This is a genomic window from Bacteroides sp. MSK.18.37, assembly GCF_019129155.2.
GTDB lineage: Bacteria > Bacteroidota > Bacteroidia > Bacteroidales > Bacteroidaceae > Bacteroides > Bacteroides ovatus.
The window spans coordinates 6,910,848-6,934,343 of record NZ_JAHOIB020000001.1 but is presented as its reverse complement, the minus strand read 5'-3'; the positions used below and the strand labels follow the sequence as shown (position 1 = coordinate 6,934,343).

General features: G+C 41.5%; 17 protein-coding genes. 8 read left to right on the top strand and 9 right to left on the bottom strand.

Annotated elements, in window-relative coordinates:
* Positions 1-169: 169 nt before the first annotated feature.
* From mfd to KSX81_RS27405, 3 genes are all read left to right on the top strand, one after another.
* Entirely contained in the window at positions 170-3,532 is a 3,363-nt protein-coding gene (mfd, locus tag KSX81_RS27415; RefSeq protein WP_004319506.1) for a transcription-repair coupling factor, read from the top strand.
* 110 nt (positions 3,533-3,642) lie between these two features.
* Positions 3,643-3,855, top strand: coding sequence for a hypothetical protein (locus KSX81_RS27410; RefSeq protein WP_004297361.1), 213 nt, complete (start codon positions 3,643-3,645; stop codon positions 3,853-3,855).
* Positions 3,843-4,139 carry a type II toxin-antitoxin system RelE/ParE family toxin gene (locus KSX81_RS27405; RefSeq protein WP_004297362.1) on the top strand — a complete coding sequence of 99 codons (297 nt, stop codon included), beginning with the start codon at positions 3,843-3,845 and terminating at the stop codon, positions 4,137-4,139. Before KSX81_RS27410 ends, KSX81_RS27405 begins: the two co-directional genes overlap by 13 nt.
* A 4-nt stretch (positions 4,140-4,143) precedes the next feature.
* Here the strand turns inward: KSX81_RS27405 and KSX81_RS27400 are convergent, their stop codons facing one another.
* The 8 genes from KSX81_RS27400 to KSX81_RS27365 all read right to left on the bottom strand — a co-directional run bounded on the left by KSX81_RS27400 (position 4,144) and on the right by KSX81_RS27365 (position 13,684).
* Positions 4,144-6,003, bottom strand: a complete 1,860-nt coding sequence (locus tag KSX81_RS27400; RefSeq protein WP_004297363.1) for a YgiQ family radical SAM protein — start codon at positions 6,001-6,003, stop codon at positions 4,144-4,146.
* Positions 6,004-6,109: 106 nt separating this feature from the next.
* Positions 6,110-6,334 (bottom strand): sulfurtransferase TusA family protein, encoded by a 225-nt coding sequence (locus KSX81_RS27395; protein WP_004297364.1) that lies wholly within the window; start codon positions 6,332-6,334, stop codon positions 6,110-6,112.
* Complete coding sequence (locus tag KSX81_RS27390) at positions 6,334-6,651, bottom strand: hypothetical protein (RefSeq protein WP_004297365.1); 318 nt, start codon at positions 6,649-6,651, stop codon at positions 6,334-6,336. Before KSX81_RS27390 ends, KSX81_RS27395 begins: the two co-directional genes overlap by 1 nt.
* Positions 6,652-6,730: 79 nt before the next feature.
* Entirely contained in the window at positions 6,731-9,640 is a 2,910-nt protein-coding gene (locus KSX81_RS27385; protein WP_004319503.1) for a xanthan lyase, read from the bottom strand.
* Between the two features lie 194 nt (positions 9,641-9,834).
* Positions 9,835-11,826 carry a glucosamine-6-phosphate deaminase gene (locus KSX81_RS27380; RefSeq protein WP_004297369.1) on the bottom strand — a complete coding sequence of 664 codons (1,992 nt, stop codon included), beginning with the start codon at positions 11,824-11,826 and terminating at the stop codon, positions 9,835-9,837.
* Between the two features lie 148 nt (positions 11,827-11,974).
* On the bottom strand, positions 11,975-12,751 hold the full coding sequence (locus KSX81_RS27375; protein ID WP_004297370.1) for an amidohydrolase: 777 nt from the start codon (positions 12,749-12,751) through the stop codon (positions 11,975-11,977).
* Positions 12,752-12,852: 101 nt separating this feature from the next.
* On the bottom strand, positions 12,853-13,407 hold the full coding sequence (locus KSX81_RS27370; protein WP_004297371.1) for a 1-acyl-sn-glycerol-3-phosphate acyltransferase: 555 nt from the start codon (positions 13,405-13,407) through the stop codon (positions 12,853-12,855).
* Between the two features lie 7 nt (positions 13,408-13,414).
* Positions 13,415-13,684 (bottom strand): hypothetical protein, encoded by a 270-nt coding sequence (locus KSX81_RS27365; protein ID WP_004306027.1) that lies wholly within the window; start codon positions 13,682-13,684, stop codon positions 13,415-13,417.
* Positions 13,685-14,544: 860 nt separating this feature from the next.
* On the opposite strand from KSX81_RS27365, the gene KSX81_RS27360 reads away from it, so the two are divergent.
* The 4 genes from KSX81_RS27360 to KSX81_RS27345 all read left to right on the top strand — a co-directional run bounded on the left by KSX81_RS27360 (position 14,545) and on the right by KSX81_RS27345 (position 19,396).
* Complete coding sequence (locus tag KSX81_RS27360; RefSeq protein WP_004312018.1) at positions 14,545-15,498, top strand: tyrosine-type DNA invertase cluster 3b; 954 nt, start codon at positions 14,545-14,547, stop codon at positions 15,496-15,498.
* Between the two features lie 414 nt (positions 15,499-15,912).
* Complete coding sequence (locus tag KSX81_RS27355; protein WP_004297375.1) at positions 15,913-16,662, top strand: YjbH domain-containing protein; 750 nt, start codon at positions 15,913-15,915, stop codon at positions 16,660-16,662.
* A gap of 6 nt (positions 16,663-16,668) precedes the next feature.
* Positions 16,669-17,886, top strand: a complete 1,218-nt coding sequence (locus KSX81_RS27350) for a hypothetical protein (protein ID WP_004297376.1) — start codon at positions 16,669-16,671, stop codon at positions 17,884-17,886.
* A 46-nt stretch (positions 17,887-17,932) separates the two neighbouring features.
* On the top strand, positions 17,933-19,396 hold the full coding sequence (locus tag KSX81_RS27345; protein ID WP_004297377.1) for a carboxypeptidase-like regulatory domain-containing protein: 1,464 nt from the start codon (positions 17,933-17,935) through the stop codon (positions 19,394-19,396).
* Positions 19,397-19,750: 354 nt separating this feature from the next.
* On the opposite strand, the gene KSX81_RS27340 is transcribed toward KSX81_RS27345, so the two are convergent.
* Positions 19,751-21,967: a patatin-like phospholipase family protein gene (locus KSX81_RS27340; protein WP_004297378.1), complete on the bottom strand. Its 2,217-nt coding sequence runs from the start codon at positions 21,965-21,967 to the stop codon at positions 19,751-19,753.
* 272 nt (positions 21,968-22,239) lie between these two features.
* On the opposite strand from KSX81_RS27340, the gene KSX81_RS27335 reads away from it, so the two are divergent.
* Positions 22,240-23,496 carry an efflux RND transporter periplasmic adaptor subunit gene (locus tag KSX81_RS27335; RefSeq protein ID WP_004297379.1) on the top strand — a complete coding sequence of 419 codons (1,257 nt, stop codon included), beginning with the start codon at positions 22,240-22,242 and terminating at the stop codon, positions 23,494-23,496.

Below are 23,496 nucleotides of genomic sequence, written 5' to 3'. Positions count from 1 at the left end.
TAGAAACAAAAGTAGTTCTTTTTCCTTTAGTTATAGCTGAACTAAGGAAAATTTAACGTGTTTCATGCCCCATTCGGAATAAGACGGCAGATACCTTATTATAATACTTCTGTTCTTTGGGTGTATACTCCCAATCTTTTTTGTAATTTTGCGGGGAAATTTTATAGGTATGACAATAACTGAGTTGCAACAACAATATGCTGCCCATCCCAATATGGCAGTAATGAAGCGCTTGTTGAAGGACACTTCCGTTCAGACTGTTTTTTGCGGAGGACTGTGTGCATCCGCCGCTTCTCTTTTTTCTTCTGTACTGGTGCAAGAGGGTGGTTGCCCGTTTGTATTTATTTTAGGTGATCTTGAAGAAGCCGGATATTTCTATCACGACTTGACGCAGATATTGGGTACGGAAAGAGTATTGTTCTTTCCATCTTCATTCCGTCGCTCCATCAAGTATGGACAAAAAGATGCGGCCAATGAGATTTTGCGTACAGAAGTACTTAGCCGCTTGCAAAAGGGGGAAGAGGGATTATGTATCGTTACGTACCCGGATGCATTGGCGGAGAAAGTGGTGTCGCGCAAGGAATTGAGTAATAAAACGCTGAAGCTGAATGTAGGAGAGAAAGTGGATACCACTTTCATCACCGATGTGTTGCATAGTTATGGTTTTGAATATGTAGACTACGTATATGAGCCGGGACAATATGCTGTTCGCGGTAGTATTATCGACGTTTTCTCTTTTGCTTCGGAATATCCTTATCGCATCGATTTCTTTGGTGATGAAGTGGAAAGTGTTCGTACCTTTGAAGTGGAGTCTCAATTATCCCGTGAGAAGAAAGATGGAGTGTCTATCGTTCCCGATTTGGCGGTGACAGGAGATGTAACGACTTCTTTTCTGGATTTTATCCCGAAAGAGACTACCTTGGCGATGCGCGATTTTCTTTGGTTGCGCGAGCGAATCCAGGTGGTACACGATGAGGCGCTGACTCCACAGGCAATAGCCGTTCAGGAGGCCGAAGAGAATGGTGGCATTACATTGGAAGGGAAATTGATAGACGGCAGCGAGTTTACTGTACGGGCACTCGATTTCCGCCGGTTGGAATTTGGTAATAAACCGACCGGAACGCCCAATGCCAGCGTTACTTTCAATACATCTGCCCAGCCTATCTTTCATAAGAATTTCGATCTGGTAGCTTCTTCTTTTAAGGATTATCTGGAAAAAGGCTATTCGCTTTATATCTGCAGTGACAGCATGAAGCAAACAGATCGTATCAAAGCTATTTTTGAAGATCGGGGTGATAAGATTAATTTTACTCCCGTAGAACGTACCATTCACGAAGGTTTTGTAGATAACACACTGCGGCTCTGTATCTTCACAGACCATCAGTTGTTTGATCGTTTTCATAAATATAATCTGAAAAGTGATAAAGCCCGTTCGGGAAAAGTGGCACTATCCTTGAAAGAACTGAATCAGTTCACTCCGGGAGACTATGTGGTGCATACGGATCATGGTATCGGACGTTTTTCCGGCTTGGTACGTATTCCGAATGGTGACACTACGCAAGAGGTTTTGAAACTGGTGTTTCAAAATGAAGATGTGGTGTTCGTCTCTATTCATTCCCTGCATAAGGTTTCCAAATATAAAGGTAAAGAAGGAGAGGCTCCCCGGCTTAACAAATTAGGTACAGGTGCATGGGAGAAACTGAAAGAACGTACGAAGAGTAAAATCAAGGACATTGCCCGCGATTTGATAAAATTGTATTCGCAGCGTCGTCAGGAAAAAGGTTTCTCTTACAGTCCCGATAGTTTCTTGCAGCGTGAGCTGGAAGCATCCTTTATTTATGAAGATACACCGGATCAGAGTAAGGCGACGATTGATGTCAAGGCAGATATGGAAAGTGACCGCCCGATGGACCGTCTAGTCTGTGGCGATGTAGGATTTGGAAAAACAGAAGTTGCGATTCGTGCGGCTTTCAAAGCTGTTGCCGATAATAAACAAGTAGCCGTTCTGGTTCCGACAACAGTACTTGCTTACCAGCATTTTCAGACTTTCCGTGAACGTCTGAAAGGCTTGCCGTGTCGGGTGGAATATTTAAGCCGCGCACGTACTGCCGCACAGACCAAAGCTGTATTGAAGGGATTGAAAGATGGAGATGTCGGTATTCTGATAGGTACCCACCGTATCTTGGGAAAAGATGTCCAGTTTAAAGACTTGGGATTGTTGATTGTGGACGAAGAACAGAAATTCGGTGTCTCTGTCAAAGAAAAGCTGCGCCAGTTGAAAGTGAATGTGGATACACTGACTATGACTGCTACTCCAATTCCCCGTACCCTTCAATTTTCATTGATGGGTGCACGCGACTTGAGTGTGATTTCTACTCCGCCACCCAACCGCTATCCGATTCAGACCGAAGTGCATACTTTTAATGAAGAAGTGATAACGGATGCCATCAATTTTGAGATGAGCCGCAACGGTCAAGTCTTCTTTGTCAATAACCGGATTGCGAACTTGCCGGAATTGAAAGCGATGATCGAACGTCATATCCCGGATTGCCGTGTAGCGATTGGACATGGACAGATGGAACCGACAGAGCTGGAGAAGATTATTCTGGATTTTGTCAACTACGACTATGATGTACTCTTGGCAACTACAATCATCGAAAGTGGTATTGATATTCCGAATGCCAACACTATCATTATCAATCAGGCGCAAAACTTTGGATTGAGTGATCTCCATCAGATGCGTGGACGGGTAGGGCGTAGTAATAAAAAAGCTTTTTGTTATCTGCTGGCTCCTCCGTTAGGTAGTTTGACAGCCGAAGGAAGGCGACGTCTTCAAGCAATTGAAAACTTTAGTGATTTGGGAAGTGGCATTCATATCGCCATGCAGGATTTGGATATTCGTGGAGCCGGAAATCTGCTTGGAGCCGAACAAAGCGGATTTGTTGCCGATTTGGGATATGAGACATATCAGAAAATTCTTACTGAAGCTGTCCATGAGTTAAAGACAGACGAGTTTGCAGAACTGTATGCGGATGAAATCAAGGGCGAAGGACAAATTAGTGGAGAAGAGTTTGTAGACGAGTGTCAGGTAGAAAGCGACCTCGAACTATTGTTGCCTGCCAACTACGTAACAGGCAGCAGCGAACGTATGTTGCTCTATCGCGAACTGGATGGACTGACATTGGACAAAGATGTGGAAGCTTTCCGTGCTCGTCTGGAAGACCGCTTCGGACCGGTTCCCCGGGAAACGGAAGAACTACTCCGTATTGTGCCTCTACGCCGTCTTGCAGCCCGTTTGGGTGCAGAGAAAATCTTCCTGAAAGGTGGGCGGATGACCTTGTTTTTTGTTTCCAATCCGGATAGTCCGTTCTATCAAAGTAAGGCTTTTGGTAAAGTGATAGACTATATGATGAAATATACTCGTCGTTGTGATTTGCGTGAACAGAACGGCAGACGGAGTATGCTGATTAAGGATGTTACTAATGTGGAAACGGCGGTCAGTGTGTTGCAGGAGATTGTGGCTTTGCAATGATAAGTGGACTCTGATAATTGGTGTTTTTTAATGAGATTCAAAAGAATAAGTTTGTTTTATTACATAAGTCTGTTTATCTTTGAACTCATAATAATTTAGGTATTACAGATATGGCTGCAAAATATGAACCACAGGAAAATGAGATGCCGGAACAGGTTAATGAACCGATAGCTGCTTATCAAAGGACAGCTTCTGATATGAGTCTTTATATCCCTACGGAATATGAAAGAGAGATTATCATGCGTTCGGAAAAGGATTATGAAGAAGGTCGGTTGTATACTCAAGAAGAGGTCGATAAGCAGGTGAAACAATGGCTAGATTAAAGATTGTGTGGACAGAAACTGCTACAATTGTTTTGCGGCGGATTTTGACTTTCTATCGTGTAAGAAACGGAAATTCCAAATATAGTCGTTCTATCTATACAATGATAAACGATGTTCTGAAGTTAGTTGCCAAATATCCATATATATACAAAGCTACTTCTGTGCCTAATATACGTGTTTTTCATTGTGATTACTTTAAGGTATATTATAGAGTGCTTGAAGAATATATTCTTGTGGAAGCTATTTTTGATACTCGCCAAGATCCTGATAAAGCCCCTTTTTAAGAATTTATCTTTTCTTTCCGTATAACTTGTCTATCAAATCTGAACGTCCGATACGTCTCAACTCATTGATGATGTTTTTTCGTTCTTCCGGTTTGTACCAGAAAAAGAATTGGCGTTGTGCAAGTTTCTCCCGTTGGGTTTTGGCACTGAATATCGGTTCTAGCGTGTATGGATGGAATCCGCTATACCAGGCTTCGGTAGCCACTGTCATCGGAGTAGGAGTGAAGTCCTGCACTTGTTCCAGGTGGAAGTCCAGACGTTTGGTGATAACGGCAAGTTCCGCCATGTCTTCTTCATTGCATCCGGGATGCGAAGAGATAAAATACGGAATCAGTTGTTGACGCAGATTTTCTTCCCGGTTGATGCGGTCGAATATCTTTTTGAATGTTTCAAATTGCTCAAAAGAAGGTTTGCGCATTACGGATAATACCCGGTCACTGGTATGCTCCGGAGCTACTTTTAACCGGCCACTCACATGATTGACTATCAATTCACGGGTATATTCGGCAGTGCTACGGTTGATAGCTTCATCTTTGCTTTGATGAAGTAACAGGTCATAGCGTACACCGCTACCGATAAACGATTTTTTGATTCCGGGCAAGGTATCCACGGCATGGTAAATATCCAGTAAAGGGCGGTGATCGGTATTCAAATTCGGACAAACTTTCGGGTGAATACATGACGGTCGTTTGCATTTTTTGCAAATAGCTTCATCTTTCCCTTTCATCTGATACATATTAGCGGAAGGACCTCCCAAATCACTTAAATATCCCTTGAAATCGGGTAACTGAATAACTTCTTTTACCTCTTTCAGTATAGACTCTTTGCTTCGGCTGACAATAAACTTTCCCTGATGGGCGGAAATGGTACAGAATGCACAGCCGCCGAAACATCCCCGGTGAATGTTGATGGAAAATTTAATCATATCGTATGCCGGAATCCGTTTCCCTTTGTATTTTGGATGAGGCAGGCGGGTATATGGTAAATCAAACGAATGATCGAGGTCTTTCTGGCTCATCGGAGGATAGGGAGGATTGACTACGACTATCTTATTCCCTACTGCTTGTGTGATTCGTGAAGCCGAATATTTGTTGGATTCTTCTTCGATATGTCGGAAGTTACTAGCCTGTTTCTTTTTATCTGCCAAACATTCTTCGTGTGAATAAAGTTGAAGGTCATCTTCGGCAGATGTCCATTCTGTTGCACGACAAAGATAGGCTGTCTGGGGCACAGATCCGATAATTGTTCTAAATTTGCTGCTTGTCAGTACAGGTTCTTCAGTGGTGAGCAGGCTTTTCATATTTTTCACCAGGTCTGCAAGAGGCTTTTCTCCCATTCCGTAGATGAGCAGATCTGCTCCGCTGTCGCACAAAATACTCTTTTGTACTTTGTCCTGCCAATAATCGTAATGACTCAATCGCCTTAAGCTAGCTTCGATTCCTCCAATGACTACCGGAACATCCGGAAAAAGTTTCTTTAGTATCTGGCTGTAAACTGTAGAAGGATAGTCCGGGCGCATATCCGGTCGGCCGTCCGGAGTATAAGCATCTTCACTGCGTAGGCGTTTGTTGGCGGTATATTTATTAACCATTGAGTCCATGCATCCGCCGGAAATACCGAAGAATAGCCGTGGACGTCCCAACTTCTTGAAGTCGCGTAGGTCGTCACGCCAGTTAGGTTGGGGAACGATGGCTATTTTCAAACCTTCCGCTTCGAGAATGCGTCCGATAACGGCAGCACCAAAAGAAGGATGATCCACATAAGCATCAGCACTGAATAGAACGACATCCAATTCATTCCATCCGCGAAGTTCAACTTCTTTTTTGGTAGTGGGTAACCAGTCGGTCAATCGATATTCTTTCATGCTGCAAAGATACGGATAATAAAAAACATCCCAATGATTTTTTTATTCATTGAGATGTTTAACTTCAATCATCAGGATGTTTTCTTCCAATCATTGGAGTGTTTTCTTAAAACTTCCCGTTGATTGTGAACTGTAATGTCATTTGTTCTCCGTCATAGATTTCACGGAAGCCGATACCTTGCTCGGACAGATATTCCTTTAGATCCTGAAACGCATCAGCATGGTTCATGATAATCTCTATCGTTTCACCCGGAGTGGCAGTGCACATCGCTTTTATTGCAGGAATCAGCGGACTGTATGCTGTTATTCCGCAGGTATCTACCGTAATCATTATTCCTCCTCTTCTTCCGCTTCCGGACTGGAGAGCCAGGTAAGATAAAGCTTGATGAGCTGTTGCAAGCCGAATGCCTTCATATTATTGTGATAAATCACGTCAATACAAAGGTCCAACAAGTCTTTACTGTCTTCCTCCTGACTAGCGATAAGGGAGCGGATATTAAGTTTCAACTTATCCAGAACTGCTTCATCTACAATACCGGTACTGTCGATAAGATGACGGAACAGAGCATATTTCTCAATTGTTCTCAAGTTTTCATTAGATACTTCTATGCTGCGTGTACCGCTGGGATTTGCTTGTATAGTATACATTGTTTTTTAGTTTTAAAGGTTATTATAGTAGCAAAGATAGAATTTAAAATGAGAAACGGATTAAAAAAAAGGATATTTTTTATTTTTGAGTAAAGAATCCCAGAATGCCTGCCATAATGGTTGCCCGGTCTGCTTCGGACTGGATACTTTCAAAAGGAAAGCCCAATACAAAAGTACGGTAGTTTCCTTTGTAGGCAATACCTGCACTCTGATTGCCGGGTGCATACGTAAATACGGGGAAAGCAGTATCTACGGGAACAATACAATCGGCAGCAGGTACAGCATAACTGCTTTCATTAGGCAGACGTGGGATTGTAATAGTACGGCCCAATCCTTTAATCTGATTCGAACTCTTATCCGTCAGGCTACCTTGATAACCATATTTCAGTATTTTCTCCGTAAACTCCCGGTTTCCTTGTGTTCCACTCATATCACTTCCTACATAAGCACCACTGACAAACAGGTTACCTCCCGCTTGGCAATAACTGGTCATAATCCGTTGCATAGCCGAAGAGAATGTCTTGTAATATGCTTTACTTGCAGGATCTTCTTTTTCCAGTCCCAAAATATAATCTACCACCGGATAATCTTCTAATGTAACCAATCCGTTCTCTACTGCTTCGTCGCTGCATGATACGAAACTATATTTTCCGGCTGCCTGAATTGCTTTTCCGTGAATAAAAGGATAGTCGAACGTGTTTCCTGCAATTTTCATTCCTTCTAATTCGTTTCCGCTATGTCCCAGACTTCCTTTTCCTTCTTTACCGGCTTGTGTACGGTCGAAGCCGGTTTGTGCTCCGCAAAATGAAATATTCGATATATACGGAACGCCGGGATCTTGCATTAGATCGAATCCAGCTTTATCAGAAGTGTTAACGACCGCCGGACCGCTGATTCTGTCAAAGCCATTGATGATGATTACTTTTCCCTGTTCACGTTTGGCTTTATAGGCAGAAAGGATTTCAGAAGGAAAACTTTCCCCACCCCGGTTTACAGCAGTTACTTTGAATGAATAAACAAGTCCCGGTTCTATTTTAACGGTGTGGGACGTTTTGCTGACTAAAGTGCCATTGTCAAAACCTCCATAACCGATGCGGGTATATACAATGTATTCCCGTGGTCGTGCAGTCGGTTCTTGCGGATCGTCTTCGCCTTTCCATGAAAGTTCTAATGTATTCTTTTTCTTTCCAAATTGAATGGCGAAATTGCTCACAGGCAGAGGCTGAACAATGTATTCTTTATCGTGCTGGTTGGTAATGAACTGCAAAATTCCTTTGTAGATGGCACGTCCCACTGTAAATTTAAAGTTCGGATCATGTCCTAACTGCATATCTGCGAAGTTCTGGTGGGAGAGTAGTTCAATAATCGTAGAAGGCGTAGCCGGAAGACGTGTTTCGCTATAATTCCGGTTCCACATGCTGCGGCGTGTCCACGGCAAGCTGTAGCTTGAATAAATATCTTTCTGAATCTGTGTCAGCAGAATGTCTGCCAGATCACGTGAGGCATACCGGTCTGTTCCTGCATTCAGTTTGCCATTATTGAAATCGGTGGTGTAAATGCCGAGTGATCCGATCAGTTCGTCTGTTTTGCTGCATCCGGCGTCACTGTGCAATGCCATCGTCATTTCCAAAGGTACGCCCAGACCCGACTGTTGTGGGTTATAGACGGAACTGCCCGATAAATAATTGATAACGTTAGAGCGTGTGTTGATATCGTCTGTATAGTCGTTTTCACCTTTTCGTCCGGCATATACTTCGTATGGCATTCCCGCCCATTGAGCAGAGTAGCGTGCTCCTTCCAAGTAACGCGGTAGCCCGCTGATTTTTCCTCCACGGGCAATGTTTCCCATTCCCCCTCCAAAACGTACTGCATCGGCGCATACAACCCCATGTTCGCTGCTCTCGTTACTAAGTACCACCATGCCGTAGTCGTTGCTCCCTTTATCGAATTCAAAAGTTCCGAGGTAAACCCATGTGCCTCCACCTATTTTCTGATTAACTTTAAATTCGGTTACTCCTCCGTTATGGAATACCAGATATTTGGCGTCGCTTACACTGTTGGGCAATGTTTGGTAGGAAACATAAACAGCATACTTGCCTGTTGCCGGCAGAGTAGGCACCCATTCGGCAAATACCTGGTCTTTATTCTTCTTTTTCTTTCTCTCTGTCGGAATAAAACGACAGGTTCCGTCAGTGAAAGGATTTTCTCCATCTTTATAGATTGTTTTCTTCTGAGCAAATCCTTTTACCGGAGCATTTGCCCAATTAATCTTTTTACCCCCCATTTCCAAATAAAGGGAAGCATTGGGGGTATCATTATCTACAATGATTTCATTCTTTTGTGTATCTCGTTCGCGGGGAGTATAGACAATCGCTCCTGCATTTTCCAGCATTGGAATTACATAAGGAAGGACAAAAGATTGAGTGAACATGTCTTCTGTGGTGCAGAATAATCGGGGACGTTGCCATCCCCATTCGTTTTTATCATTTTTGAAATAGTTGCCGTGGCTTTGCCAGATTGCAATGTGGCGGTCTTGTAGTCCGCGTGAGATTTCATTAGGACGTGAAGTGTTTTTCACCCAGGGAGCTCCTTTATAATCTACATTTAAGGATAACCGCTCCTTATCCTTTTTCTTATTCCGGTAGAAATTAGGTACCAAATCTTCAATGGGTTTCCCATCCGCATAAATGGTGAGTTGGTAATAATGAACGGGACCCGGAAGCAATTCTTTAACTTGATTATAAATGTTTTCTACAGTTTCCGGACGGAAAGGCTGGTAGGCGAAACTCTCCGATGCATAGATTGCAATCGTCTTACGGTCGTAATTAATATCGAAGCTATTCAGTTTAGGAGTGCTGATTTTGGCTGTTGCGGTATATTGGTTGAAGTAATCCGTCAGCCGCTCTTTTACATTTCTTTCAATATCCTGCGCAAAAAGAAAAGTTGCACAGAATGTAAGGCCTAGAAAAAATACTATTATTTTCTTCATACTTGTTGCTTTTTTGCTAAATGCAGATTATCACGGATTATCGCAGATTGTTTTATTCTATTTTTCTTTGCGAAAATCTGCGTTAATCCGCGTTTAATTCTCCCCGCAAAAATAAACAAAAAAGAGCGAGAAGTATCGAAACTTCCCACTCTTCTTTCATTGTTTTATATTCTCTTAATTAAGAATGATTACTCTTATAATGGAACATATTCTACAAATGCTTCCATTGCTTCGTAAGAAGCCAATCCCAATTGATCGTACAAAGTAGCTGTACCACGGTTACGATCTTCGCTACGTTGCCAGAACAAACGTTCGTCGTTACCCAGGAACGGAGCACTTTCCATTTGCGACTGATGTTTCAGGATAGAGTTACGTTTTGCACGAAGTTCTTCCGGACTGATAGGCACTGCCATTTCAATATTCTCGATTTCCCATTCAGCCCACGCACCACGGTACATCCAGATACGACAGTCTTTTAGCCATTTGGCACCTTCTTCTTTTTCAAGATCGACAGCAGCAAATACAGCGTCTGTACATACACGGTGAGTTCCATGTGGGTCGGCTAAATCACCAGCAACAAAAATCTGGTGAGGTTTTATTTCACGGAGCAAGTTGCGTACAATTTCTACGTCTGCTTCACTGATTGGGTTTTTCTGAATCTTACCTGTTTCATAGAATGGCAGATCGAGGAAGTGGCAACGTTCCAGCGGTATATTATTATAAGTACAAGCTGTACGGGCTTCACCACGACGAATCAGACCTTTGATAGTCAGAATATCACGACTGTCCATATCACCGTCTTTCTTCTCCTTCAGGAAATTGCGTATTTCTATATATTTTTCATTGATAACCAAATCTTCGCTATTATTGAAGAGCTGATTGAATCCATTGATAAAATGCATGAAACGAACTACTTCTTCGTCACCTACGGCGATATTACCGGAAGTTTCGTAAGCTACGTGTACTTCGTGCTTTTGTTCTACCAAACGGCGAAGCGTACCACCCATTGAAATAACATCATCATCCGGATGCGGAGAGAAGATGACCACACGTTTCGGATACGGTTTTGCGCGTTCCGGACGATAGGTATCATCAGCATTAGGCTTACCGCCCGGCCATCCGGTAATGGTGTGCTGCAAATCATTGAAGATTTTGATATTTACATTGTACGCAGAACCGTAAAGTGCTAGAAGTTCACTCAAACCGTTTTCGTTATAGTCTTTATTTGTCAACTTCAAAATCGGTTTGCCGGTCAACTGACACAACCAAACGATTGCACTGCGGATTAATTTATCATTCCATTCGCAAGAAGTGACTAACCATGGACGTTGGATACGTGTCAGGTTCATAGCGGCTGAAAGATCAAGAGCTACATGTGCATTATTGTGAGTTTGCAGATAAGAAGCAGGAATTGTGTCAGTGATCGGACCTTCCACACACTCTTTAATCATAGCTGCTTTGTTTTCACCCCATGCAAGCAGATAAACTTTCTTTGCGCCAAGAATAGTAGCTACTCCCATTGTAATGGAGCTGATCGGCGTATTATCCAGCGTTCCGAAAATCTTGGATGCCTCGTTTCGTGATGCATTATCTAACAAAATCAGACGAGTGGTAGAATTCAGTCGGGAACCCGGTTCGTTGAACGCAATGTTACCTACACGACCAATCCCTAACAAAGCAATATCAATACCTCCGAAGCTTTCAATGCGTTGTTCATACAGACGGCAATATTCGAAGATGGTATCTTTGGCAATGCTTCCATCGGGAGTGAATATATTCTGCTTGTCAATGTCGATGTGATCCAGCAGCATACTCTTCAAAGCATTGAAGTTACTGTTGATTGCATCGGGAGACAACGGATAATACTCATACATATTAAATACGATCACATTGCGGAAGCTAAGTCCCTCTTCCTTATGCATACGGATAAGCTCGGTATATACGTGGCTGGGTGAATCTCCTCCGGGAAGAGCCAATACACAGAAACGTCCTGCCTTTTGTTTCTCGCGGATGGTTTGTGCTATTTCGCGCGCAATATAGTTAGCACCTTCTTCTACGGATTCGTAGATGTCCGTAGGGATTTTTTCGAGTCTTGTCAAGACTGATTTTTCAAATGCATTCTCCGGTCTGTAGTATCTGGGGGAGACCCGGTGGAGACTGATTTGAGAACTAAGATTTGTTTTCATAAAGTTGTTAATTAAGTTATGTAAGATTAGCGTCCTTACGACTGTATTTTCACGACAAAGATACAAAAGAAGTCTATATAATTAACTACCGAGTTCTAGGTATTGTTGCTGCAAGAATCTGTTTTTAACATTTGTTATTTTGCCAATGTTACAGATGGAATTCGTCTGCATCTTTCCATACCGGGAACTTCTCTCTGAATTGGTTGAGAGTGTTCAGATTAAGACTCACAGTAGCTATTCCTTCCTTTTCATCTGGAAATGAGCCGATTTCTTCTCCGAAAGCAGAATAAACTCTACTTCCTCCATTATATGTAAGCTGATATCCGTCTATACCCACCCTGTTGACACCGCATACATAGCATTGATTTTCCAAAGCACGCGCCCGGAGCAGAGTGTCCCAAACCAGACGGCGGGGGATAGGCCAGTTGGCTACATATATTAAAAGGTCGTACTCGTTGTTTACGTTCCGGCTCCATACAGGAAAACGGAGATCATAGCAAACCAACAGGCAGATATTCCATCCACGATAGGGGATGATAAGTCGTTTGTCACCGACCGAAAAATGTTCGGCTTCCCTTCCCATACGAAACAGGTGACGTTTGTCATAATAGAATTCTTCTCCTTCCGGTGTCAGGAAGAAGGCCCGATTATAGAACTGGTCGTTTTCAGTTGCTATATAACTTCCACAAATGGCTAGCTGAAATTGGGCAGCCCATTGTTTGAGTATTGTAATGGTTGCTCCGGAGTTCGGCTCTGCCAGCATTTTACTCTGCATGCTGAATCCGGTGGAAAACATCTCCGGTAAAACAACAATCTCCGTTATTCCACGAAGACTTTGCAGCTTTTCGTGGAGCAAACGGAGATTTTCTTGTTTATTTTCCCAAACAATATCGGTTTGTATGATAGAAATACGGATAGACTCCATGATAACTAAGTATTAAGTAATAAGTATTAAGTATTAAGTATTAAGCCGTGCGGATAAGTATATCAAAAGCTACGATTAATACTTAATACCTAATACTTAAATCATATTTCTCCAAGAGCAAAATTCTCCGGATGTTTTCCTTTGAAATCCTTGAAATAAAGTTTGATTTCTCTCATGTCCTTATTAATATCTCCTGACGGCATGATAGCTTTCGTTGCCGAAATCGTTTTCTTGCTGTAATCAATACCAATCAGGACGATAGGAACCTGTGCTTTCAAAGCTATAAAATAAAAACCTTTTTTCCAGTTTGGATTCGCTTTGCGGGTTCCTTCGGGAGTGATAGCCAAATTAAACTTTTTATATTTAGCAAAATTATGAACCATCTGATCTACTAGCGAAGTTTTTCGGCTACGGTTGACGGGAATTCCGCCAACTGCTTTGAAAAAAACTCCAAGTGGAAAGAAAAACCATTCTTTTTTCATCATGAAACTTGTCTTACGGCCTATAGCACCATAAAATAGTTTTCCAATAAATAAATCAAGGTTTGTTGTGTGTGGAGCGGCACATATCACGCATTTATCATAATTAGGCACCGTAACGTTTGTCTTCCATCCTAACAGGCGGTAATAGATAAAGCTATAAATTGCTTTTTTCATTCTGTTGTTAGTTCAATTTCCCTATAGCTTCAATAATCTCGTTTACCTTTGCATTAAAATCAGCACGGAATTTCTTATAAAAACCTTTCACGTTGCCCGGTTCTGTGTGGCTGATGCGAGTGACAAACTCATCCTGCATCTTCAGTACCTCTGCCATCAGTTCATCTGCTTTTACCTTGTCTGTGCCAGGGATAAACATACTGTTGATTAAACACTCGGTGAATAATTCTCCTGCGATATAGTTTACGTTCTTTTTGAGTTCTCTTCTACTTGCCATAATCTTTACATTTAATGGTGAATAATAAAAATACTTGCGGTAAAGATAGGCACTTTCTTTGATTCTAGCGAATAATATAGGGAAAAACATTATTCAGGCCTTCATCTTCTTAACTCTATCTCTTCATTTAAATAATTTCACAGGCTATTATTGATGGAATAACGGTTTGATTGTGATCCTGAATAGTATTTATATGATTTACTTGTTAATCTGCGTTTCAATAAATTCCTATTTAGTTCATTTCGGATCACTAATGAGTAATTTATTTAGTTCAACAGTTGATAGGGTAAGTCACTTACTTAACCAATGTTGGTTATGTATGAGCCAAATGTTATTTTTAGTGAAGCGGTAGCCCGAGAAATAATATAGAATTTACCTAACGGACAAACGTACGTTATCTACCGTGTGAATATCCGTTACCCACCGGACGAGCATCAACAACCTGCCGGACGAGAGTCGGTCATCTGCCGGACGAACAACTCATGAGGGACACGGGAATAGAAACGGCACCGACAAAGTGATCCGGACCGACAGCGGTAGCAACCAAAGCCATTTTCTCTGCCCTATATTATTGCTATTATTTATAACAGAAATAATACTTTTCTCTTCTCTACTTTACTCTACTGGTTTTCGTTGGCTTTTCCCCCTTTACTGGCAGGCGTTTCAGCGCTTTGTACAGCCCTCTTTGGATACCCTCGTTTTTGTATCGGTTTCACTTGTTTTCTCACCGAAGTACAAGAATAACTTTCACGTGAATGACGGTGTTTCTCTTATTTTTCTTTTTTATAATAGCTGCAATCATAAAGTAGGTTATTTTTGTTCTTTCTCTTAATTTATTGTATAATCTAAAATAACTAATGATGCAAAAAATTAATAAAAATGGATTTAGCCAATGTGCCGGAGCGTACATTGAGCGTTTGCGGAAAGAAGGGCGATATTCTACCGCTCATGTTTATAAGAATGCTCTTTTTTCTTTTAGTAAGTTTTGTGGAACATTGAACATATCGTTCAGGCAAGTCACGCGAGAATGTTTACGTTGCTATGGACAGCATCTTTACGAGTCCGGATTAAAGCTCAATACGATTTCTACTTATATGCGTATGCTTCGTAGTATCTACAATCGGGGAGTAGAAGCGGGAAGTGCCCCTTATGTTCCCCGGTTGTTTCATGATGTTTATACAGGCGTGGATATCCGGCAAAAGAAAGCATTGTCTGTGACCGAGTTACACAAACTTCTATATGAGGATCCGAAATCCGAACGTTTGCGTCGTACGCAGACGATTGCCGCTTTAATGTTTCAGTTTTGTGGAATGTCATTCGCAGATTTGGCGCATTTAGAGAAGTCGGCTTTAGACCGGAATGTGCTTCAATATAATCGTATCAAGACTAAAACACCAATGAGCCTGGAAATTCTCGAAAGTGCAAAGGAGATGATGAATCAGCTTCGAAGCAATAAACCTGCTCTTCCTGATTGTCCCGACTATTTATTCGATATTTTACATAGTGATAAGAAGCGAAAAGATGAAAAAGCATATAAGGAATATCAGTCTGCTCTTCGTAGATTTAATAATTGTTTGAAGGATTTGGCGAGAGCGTTGCGCTTAAATTCGCCTGTCACTTCATATACTTTCCGACATTCTTGGGCCACTACTGCCAAATACCGCGGAGTTTCTATTGAAATGATAAGTGAATCGTTGGGGCACAAATCTATTAAAACCACACAAATATATCTGAAAGGCTTTGGATTAAGAGAACGTACAGAAGTAAATAGAAAGAATTTATCTTACGTTAGAGATTGCAATGCAGGCAGGTGATATATAGACAAAACTTTAATAATCAGCATTTAAATGTATCTGTTACTTCTTAGGTAACGGAATCAAATATGACGCAAAGATAGACAAAAATATAAATAGCAAACAAATATTCTCCCATTTTTTTTCGTTTTATCTGATGCATACGGCAAAAAAAAATCCGAACATGAAATAATTATATCTTCATGCCCAATGATTTATATGTCCTGTTTTAAAAAGAATTTTCCCCTTCGCTAAAGGCAAAAGCTCTTCTCTCACTGTAATTGTCGATGTTTTTCTCTGTTCTCATTCCGGTTGGTCTCGATTGTGTGTTTACTGTTACCTAAGAAGTAACAGAATTATATAAGGTAAAAATAGTGGATTAATCAAAAAAGTTTTGAGAATATCTCTATTTAAAAGTATAACATACAAATAAAGATGAAACAAACTAAAGCGGCTTTTAGGAATAAGCCATTTATTTCGTTAAAAGGTAGTATTCTATTTCTGATACTCATTCCGATGAGCGGTCTGATTCATGCGCAATATTCCATGGGAACAACGGGGCAGTTGATGATACCTACCGCTGAAATGCAAGAGACCGGTACATTTACGGGAGGAGTCAATTTCTTACCAGAACAGGTTACTCCATCGGTTTTCAGTTTCCCTACCATGAACTATTTTGTAGATATGACTCTTTTCTCTTTTATCGAATTCACTTATCGGATGACATTACTCAAAATGACAACCGGCACAGGCAGAACGGGTTATCATAATCAGGACCGTTCTAATACGATTCGCATTCGTCCAATAAAAGAAAGCCGCTATTTTCCGGCTGTTGTGATTGGTGGAGATGATCTTTTGACTGAGAAGAAGACTCCATATTGGGGAGCTTATTATGGTGTGTTGACAAAGACTATCGGATTTCGTTCAGGAGATCAATTGGCTGTCACAGCCGGATGGTATATTCATCAAGGCGATTGCCGGGTATTTAATAAAGGACCTTTCGGAGGTGTCCGTTACACGCCTTCTTTTTGCAAAGAATTGAAATTGATGGTGGAATATGATACGCATGGATGGAATATGGGGGCTGCCATGCGCTTTTGGAAGCATTTGTCCGTCAATGTGTTTACTCGTGAATTTACGTGTGTTTCCGCTGGTCTGCGGTATGAATGTACATTAATACATTAAAAGAAGATGAAAAGGATTGTTAGTGTGACTGCTGTTTTTCTCTGTGGTATTTCTTTGTTACAGGCACAGCCAGTTCGTGTGAGTGAGACACTGAAAGAATTGGAAATGGAGAATATTTCAGTTGTGGAGAAAAGGGACACGATAACTGCGGCTTTTGAGACCTCTGCCTATAGAGGTATTTATAATGGAATCGGTATTGCTATACGCCATTTGGTTGTTATACCGGAAATACCGACTTTGCAGCTACTTATATTAGATAATGCCCTACCACAATTATGTATAACTATCCCTGCAGATTTGATTCAAAAATGTCAGTCCGGTGAATGTACGTTGGATGAAGTGTATCGTAAGATGGGGATGACTACTTCTACCGGAACTGCTGTGCGTCAGCTGAAAGGTGTAAAACGAAAAGAAAGTTCTTTCGGTAAGGTAGATTTTGTGATATATCCCAACGTGATGTTAGTCAATAATGTAACTTATAAGTTGTATAAGGCGGCACTCGAGTTGCAACCTGCCCTGGAAATGCAATTATGGAAAGGAGCTTCGCTACGGATGCAGGTTTCTTTGCCTATTGTAAGTAATGAAGATGGTAAGTGGAACTGCGTTCGCTTGGGATTCATGGCTTTGCGTCAGGATTTTCGCTTGGCTAACCATTGGAAAGGATACCTCACTGGCGGTAGTTTCTCTAATGACCGTCAGGGACTTGCTGCAGGAATCGGCTATTTTTCAGCAAACGGCAGGTGGACGGTAGAAGGTGGAGGAGGAATTACCGGTTCTTCCCATTTCTATGGCAGTGACTGGAAAATGAGTAAGTGGAAAAGAGTCAATGGACAGATTAGCGTAGGATATTATGTGCCGGAAGTGAATACCTTGGTGAAAGTAGAAGGGGCCCGCTTTATTTATGGAGATTATGGAGTACGCGGAACTCTTTCACGCTATTTCGGCGAATATATTGTAGGTATATATGGTATGTACACAGATGGAGCAACGAATGCAGGGTTTAATTTCTCTATTCCATTACCGGGAAAGAAACGCAGGCGACATCTGCTACGGGTGATGCTTCCCGAATATTTTGCTTTTCAGTATGATATGCGTAGCGGGAATGAATACGCTCATCGTTCATTGGGCGAAAGTTATAGTGTTGAACCTAAGTCGGCAGAGAATTCACACTTCTGGCAGCCGGATTATATTCGATATTATTTGATTAGAACGAGTGAGAAGTGAAACATGATTGATATTTAAACTAGTATTTTTAACAAATTTGAACATTATGAAAAGTGTAAAATGGTTTTATGTGGGTGCCATGGCGATAGCCTTGGGTATGTTAACTTTTGCGACAGTAGCCTGTCACGATGATGATGACGATCCGAAACCGGCAGAAGGGGAAGTTGTTGAAACTCCGAAACCGGTTGTAGAGTATTACATTATGGGGACGGTGACTTCCGGAGGAGCAGCAATGGATGGGGCAAAGGTAAAAGTGGGTAGTAAAAATTACACAACCGACTCGAATGGTAAGTTCTCTGTTACAGAAAGTGCTACAGGTACTTATAGTATTGAAGCGTCTTCTAATGGATATCTTTCACAGAAAACGTCAGTTGTCATTGCAAATAATGCAGAGAATCGTAGTGTGGTAACGGTAGCTCTGGCTTTGACAAAGGAGAGTCCGAAAACTGCTGTGTCAATAGAGGCTACAGGAGAAACTAAAGTAGAGGATAATAGTGAATCGAATCAGGCAATTGAAAAGCCGGGAGAAGTTGCTCCGGAAGAAGTGGTAGAGGATAAACCGCTCGTGAAAGTCGAACTGACAATACCGGAAGATGCAATTGAGGCATCTCAACAACAAGCAGGAATTGTTGAAGATGGTAAAGTCAACATTAGTGTGACAACCTTTGTTCCTGCTCCTGAAGAAGTAACTACTGAAGTAAAGGCAGAGGACGTGAATAGAGATGTACCTAAAAGCATACCTTTAGCTGCTGCTAAATTTGAACCGTCTGGTTTGAAATTTAAGAAGTCTGTTACGATTTCTATTCCTAATCCTATCCCTGGAATAACATTCGCTGATGCTGATATGATACTTACTTATCAGAATCCAAATACAGGAGAATGGGGGGATGCAAAAGATAATAATGGAAATGTAATTAAAAATATATCTTCTACTACAGAAAGTGGAGCTGTCACTGCATATACAGCCGAAGTCGATCACTTCTCTGCTTATGCTATAGAGAATAAAGTATATAGCAAGATTAGTAATGAAACTGTGACAACTAATATTCTAGGACAAGCTAGTCGTGATAATAGCGAGAATGCTAAAGCGGTGGCTGGCATTGAACTGAAATATAAGGAAAAGTCTGGTTGGGACTATGATAAGAATGATGCTGGTCTTGTTGCTGAAGTTAAATCGCAATTAGGAGCTGGTGCTAGTGCTGAAGATACAAAAACGGTGAATGCAATGGTTGCTTTTATGAAAACTCGTATGTTCTCATTAATGGGATCGGTATCTGGCATTACGGAAACTGAACGTGTTTATAACACTGTAAATGTAAACGGATATACTACCATGAGTTATACTTGCTATGCAAAAGTCCGTACTACCACGTTGACGGCTAATGTAAAGTTTAAGGGTACTGCAAAGTCTGTTTCGATTACAGCAACTCGTTATACCGGTACGGACCATCAATATAAAACGGTTACTTATAATCCGACACATAGCGGTGGTAAGGGTGGTAGTATCTAAGATGTTTTATAGTAAGGGGCTTAGATTCATTTGTAGCATTGAATCCCTGCCTTAGTCGATTAGAAAAAAGTACAGAGGTACTTCTTTACCTAATTGGCCCCATGCATCAGATTTTATTTTGATGCACATTTCCCCAAATATCAACTGTCTGTGAAGATCGTTGATATGACTTTGATACCGTTTGTCAAGTTGATGGCAGTATAATAAGTTTTTAATTATTCATTTTAAGATAAAACCCTTTTGAATATGCTCCTTTTCCAATAAACCCTTTGGGGCATGTTCATATAGAGTATAGAAGGAGGAGGTCACTGTGAAGCGGTCTCCTCTTTTGCTTTTCGAAAATACTGTATTACATTAGAAGTAATACCCTAAATTCACAAAGCAACTTCCTTTGTCCGTCTGATTGGAATATCCCAATGATATTTCCAATGGCCCGAAGATACTGTCCATTCCATAGCCTGCACTGATACCGAATAATTGCTTGCCTTTCAATATATCGAAGAAATTACTATCTGTTAGTCCGTAGTTACCCGTCAGTGTAAGATAATGAATGGCTCCCATGCGTTGTCTGAACTTAATAGATGCAATCATAATGGTGTTATCCATCAATTCCAGATTGGTAACCCCGGCAAATGGTAATTGCTGTGGAATATAGAAACCAGGTACGTCACCGCCAATGGCATTTTGCAGCGGGTAGGGAAAATCTCTTCCGATCAGGATACGTCCATAAATGGAAGGAATGATAGAGAAACGGCGGGTTACAGGAATGACGCTTGCCCACGAAGCATTCAGTGCTGAAAATGGAGCGTGTTCGTTGTATTGTGCCATATTATCCGTATAGAGTGAATAGGCGGCTCTGAAGTCACTTCCTTTAGAAGGGAAACGTCCTTTATCATAGGTATTATATTGCACTTGGGCAAAATAACTTAGAAAGTGTTCGGATTCTACTTTCAGGTCGGAAATTTCAGGTTTCTTGAACAAGAAATCTTTGTATTTGTAATATTCAAAACGAAGACCGAGTCCGAAACGGAAATTCTTGTACCATACATCAGAGAAGCCGAATTCGGCCAGATGATATTTGTAAGTTGTATTATAGGCACGGTCGCCTTCCTCGTAAATATTGATATCATTGTATTGGAACATATACGAGAAGTTGAAATTACGCTGTTGCATTGGTTCCAGCGTATAGTCTATGCGGGCAGCATATCGTTTACCCAACCGACCGGTAAGAGCCAGGCGGGAAGGAATACGAGTTTTGAGGTCTGCTGTTGCATTGACCAACAAAGATGCGATCTCTTCCGAATCGAAACGGATGCCCAGGTTGATTCTTCTTTCATATTTTTCCTGTAACAGGAAGTTGAGGTGATAACCTTCAGGTGTCTCTTTCAACGTATAACTGGCACTGGAGTAGGACTGACTGCCACGTAACTGATACAGGGCCTGTTCTATTTGTTGAGTGGAAATATCGCTGTTTTCTTTCAGATTACATTTCTTCATCAACCATTTTTTATCATCCACCTCTACACCGGAAAATGAGATGTCCGTCACATAAACCGTACGCGCATTAGAAAGAGAAGAATAAGGACCATGTTGTTTCGGGGTATAATCTTCGGCTATTCCTATTTTCTTTTTCAAAGCAAGCAATGAACCCCATTGGGCTTTTGCTGCTTCTTCGCCTCTACGCATCAGGGTATCAATGGCGGCTGGAGTAAAACTGGCGGATGAATATCCATCTACATTGACACGGATATAGGTATCTGTGAGATCTACATTTTTTTCATGGTTAGACTGACAGGTGATATCTACAATTTGTCCCAGAATGTCGGGGACGCTATTGAGCTTGTCAGCCTTCTTCAGAGCATTCTGTACGTCTACTCCGATAATAATATCGGCCCCCATGGCTTTCACAACATCTGCCGGATAGTTGTTTACAATGCCACCGTCCACTAATACCATACTGTCTTGCCGTACCGGAGTAAATACACCGGGGATAGCCATACTGGCACGCATGGCAGTAGAGAGTATTCCGTCATGGAATACAATTTGTTCTCCATTAACAACATTGGCTGCTACACAGGCAAAAGGAATGGGAAGTTTATTAAAGTCGATAGAGTCATGATACCCTACGGTAAGGTCTGAAAATAGATTAGCCAGATTCTGTCCTTTCATGATTCCTCCGGTAGCGGCATCTTTGGGAGTTTTGGTGAAAGGAATAGAGACTGTATATTTTTCAGATCGCTCACGATCTGTTAATGACATGGCACTTCTTTTGATACGGTCACTCAATAGGAATGTCCAATCTTGTTTTCGTACCATGCTATCCAATTGTTCCGGAGTATAACCGATGGCATAAAGACCGCCTACGATAGCTCCCATGCTGGTGCCGGCTATATAATCAATAGGAATTCCGGCTTCTTCGATCACTTGCAGTGCTTTGATGTGTGCCATTCCTTTAGCACCGCCGCCGCTTAGAACGACACCTACCTTTTTTCTTTGTTCCTGAGAATGCAAAGAAAAAGGCAATAAGATGCCAATTGATAAAACTAATGTTGAAAAGATTTGTTTTTTCATTAGGACATGGTCTAGTATTGATGTTTAATATAATACAAATGTAGAGCATAATTTGTTTAGTTGTTGAAATGGGAATTAAAAAAAATGTTCCAAAAGTCGGAAATGTGGATAATTTCTACATTTTATCTGGTGGATTCTACATTTCTACATTTCTTAAGGCAAAATATAATAGACTGAATACCAGTAAATAATAGGTGTAATGAATTTTGGCATACTAATTGCAAGAAAGAGTATAGAACAAACATAAGTTAAATTAAATAATAAGATTCGATATGAGATTATTCTTTTCGAAACATGAGTTGAAACTGAGGAGAAAGAGAACCATTGCTGCTATTATATGTGTGGTACTTGTGTTGGGTGTGTATTGGATACTGACCCGACCTCAGAAGGCTGCGCCGGAAATGCCGACAGTCATTGTAGAACCGGTAGTGAAAGATGATGTAGAGATATACGGGGAGTATGTAGGGCGTATTCGTGCCCAACAGTTCGTCGAAGTCCGTGCCCGGGTGGAAGGCTATCTGGAAAATATGCTTTTTGCCGAAGGTACATATGTCAATAAGAATCAGGTTTTGTTTGTCATTAATCAGGACCAGTATCGTGCCAAAGCTGATAAGGCCAGAGCGCAGTTGAAAAAAGACGAAGCGCAGGCTTTGAAGGCGGAGCGTGATTTAAAACGTATCCGTCCGTTGTTTGAGCAGAATGCTGCAAGCCAGTTGGATTTGGATAATGCGGAAGCTGCTTATGAAAGTGCTGAGGCAACGGTAGCCATGAGTGAGGCGGATTTGGCACAGGCTGAATTGGAGCTGGGCTACACCATTGTCCGTTCGCCTTTGTCGGGACACATTAGTGAAAGAAATGTGGATTTGGGTACGTTAGTGGGACCCGGGGGAAAATCATTGCTTGCTACTATTGTGAAGAGTGATACGGTGTTGGTTGATTTTAGTATGACGGCACTCGATTATCTGAAGAGTAAAGAAAGAAATATTAATTTGGGACAGCAGGATTCTACCCGTTCCTGGCAGCCCAATATTACCATAACATTGGCAGATAACACAGTCTATCCATTCAAAGGATACGTGGATTTTGCCGAACCCCAGGTGGATCCTCAAACCGGCACTTTCTCTGTACGTGCAGAAATGCCTAATCCGAAACAAGTATTGTTGCCGGGACAGTTTACAAAGGTGAAATTGTTGCTGGATGTTCGTGAAGGAGCACTCGTTGTTCCAATGAAAGCCGTTACCATCGAAAAGGGTGGAGCATATATTTATACCATGCGCAGGGATAATGCAGTAGAGAAACGTTTTATCGAATTAGGACCGGAAGTCGGGAATAATGTGGTGGTAGAAAGAGGATTGGCAGAAGGAGAAATGGTAGTTGTAGAAGGGTTCCATAAGTTGACTCCGGGTATGAAAGTACGGGTGAGCCAACCGGATGCAGAAGCCCAGGATAGTATAACTGCGACAAAAAATGAAGTGGCCGGGGCGAAAGAAAATGTTACCGGAACGAAGGATAACGCGAAAGGAGAATAA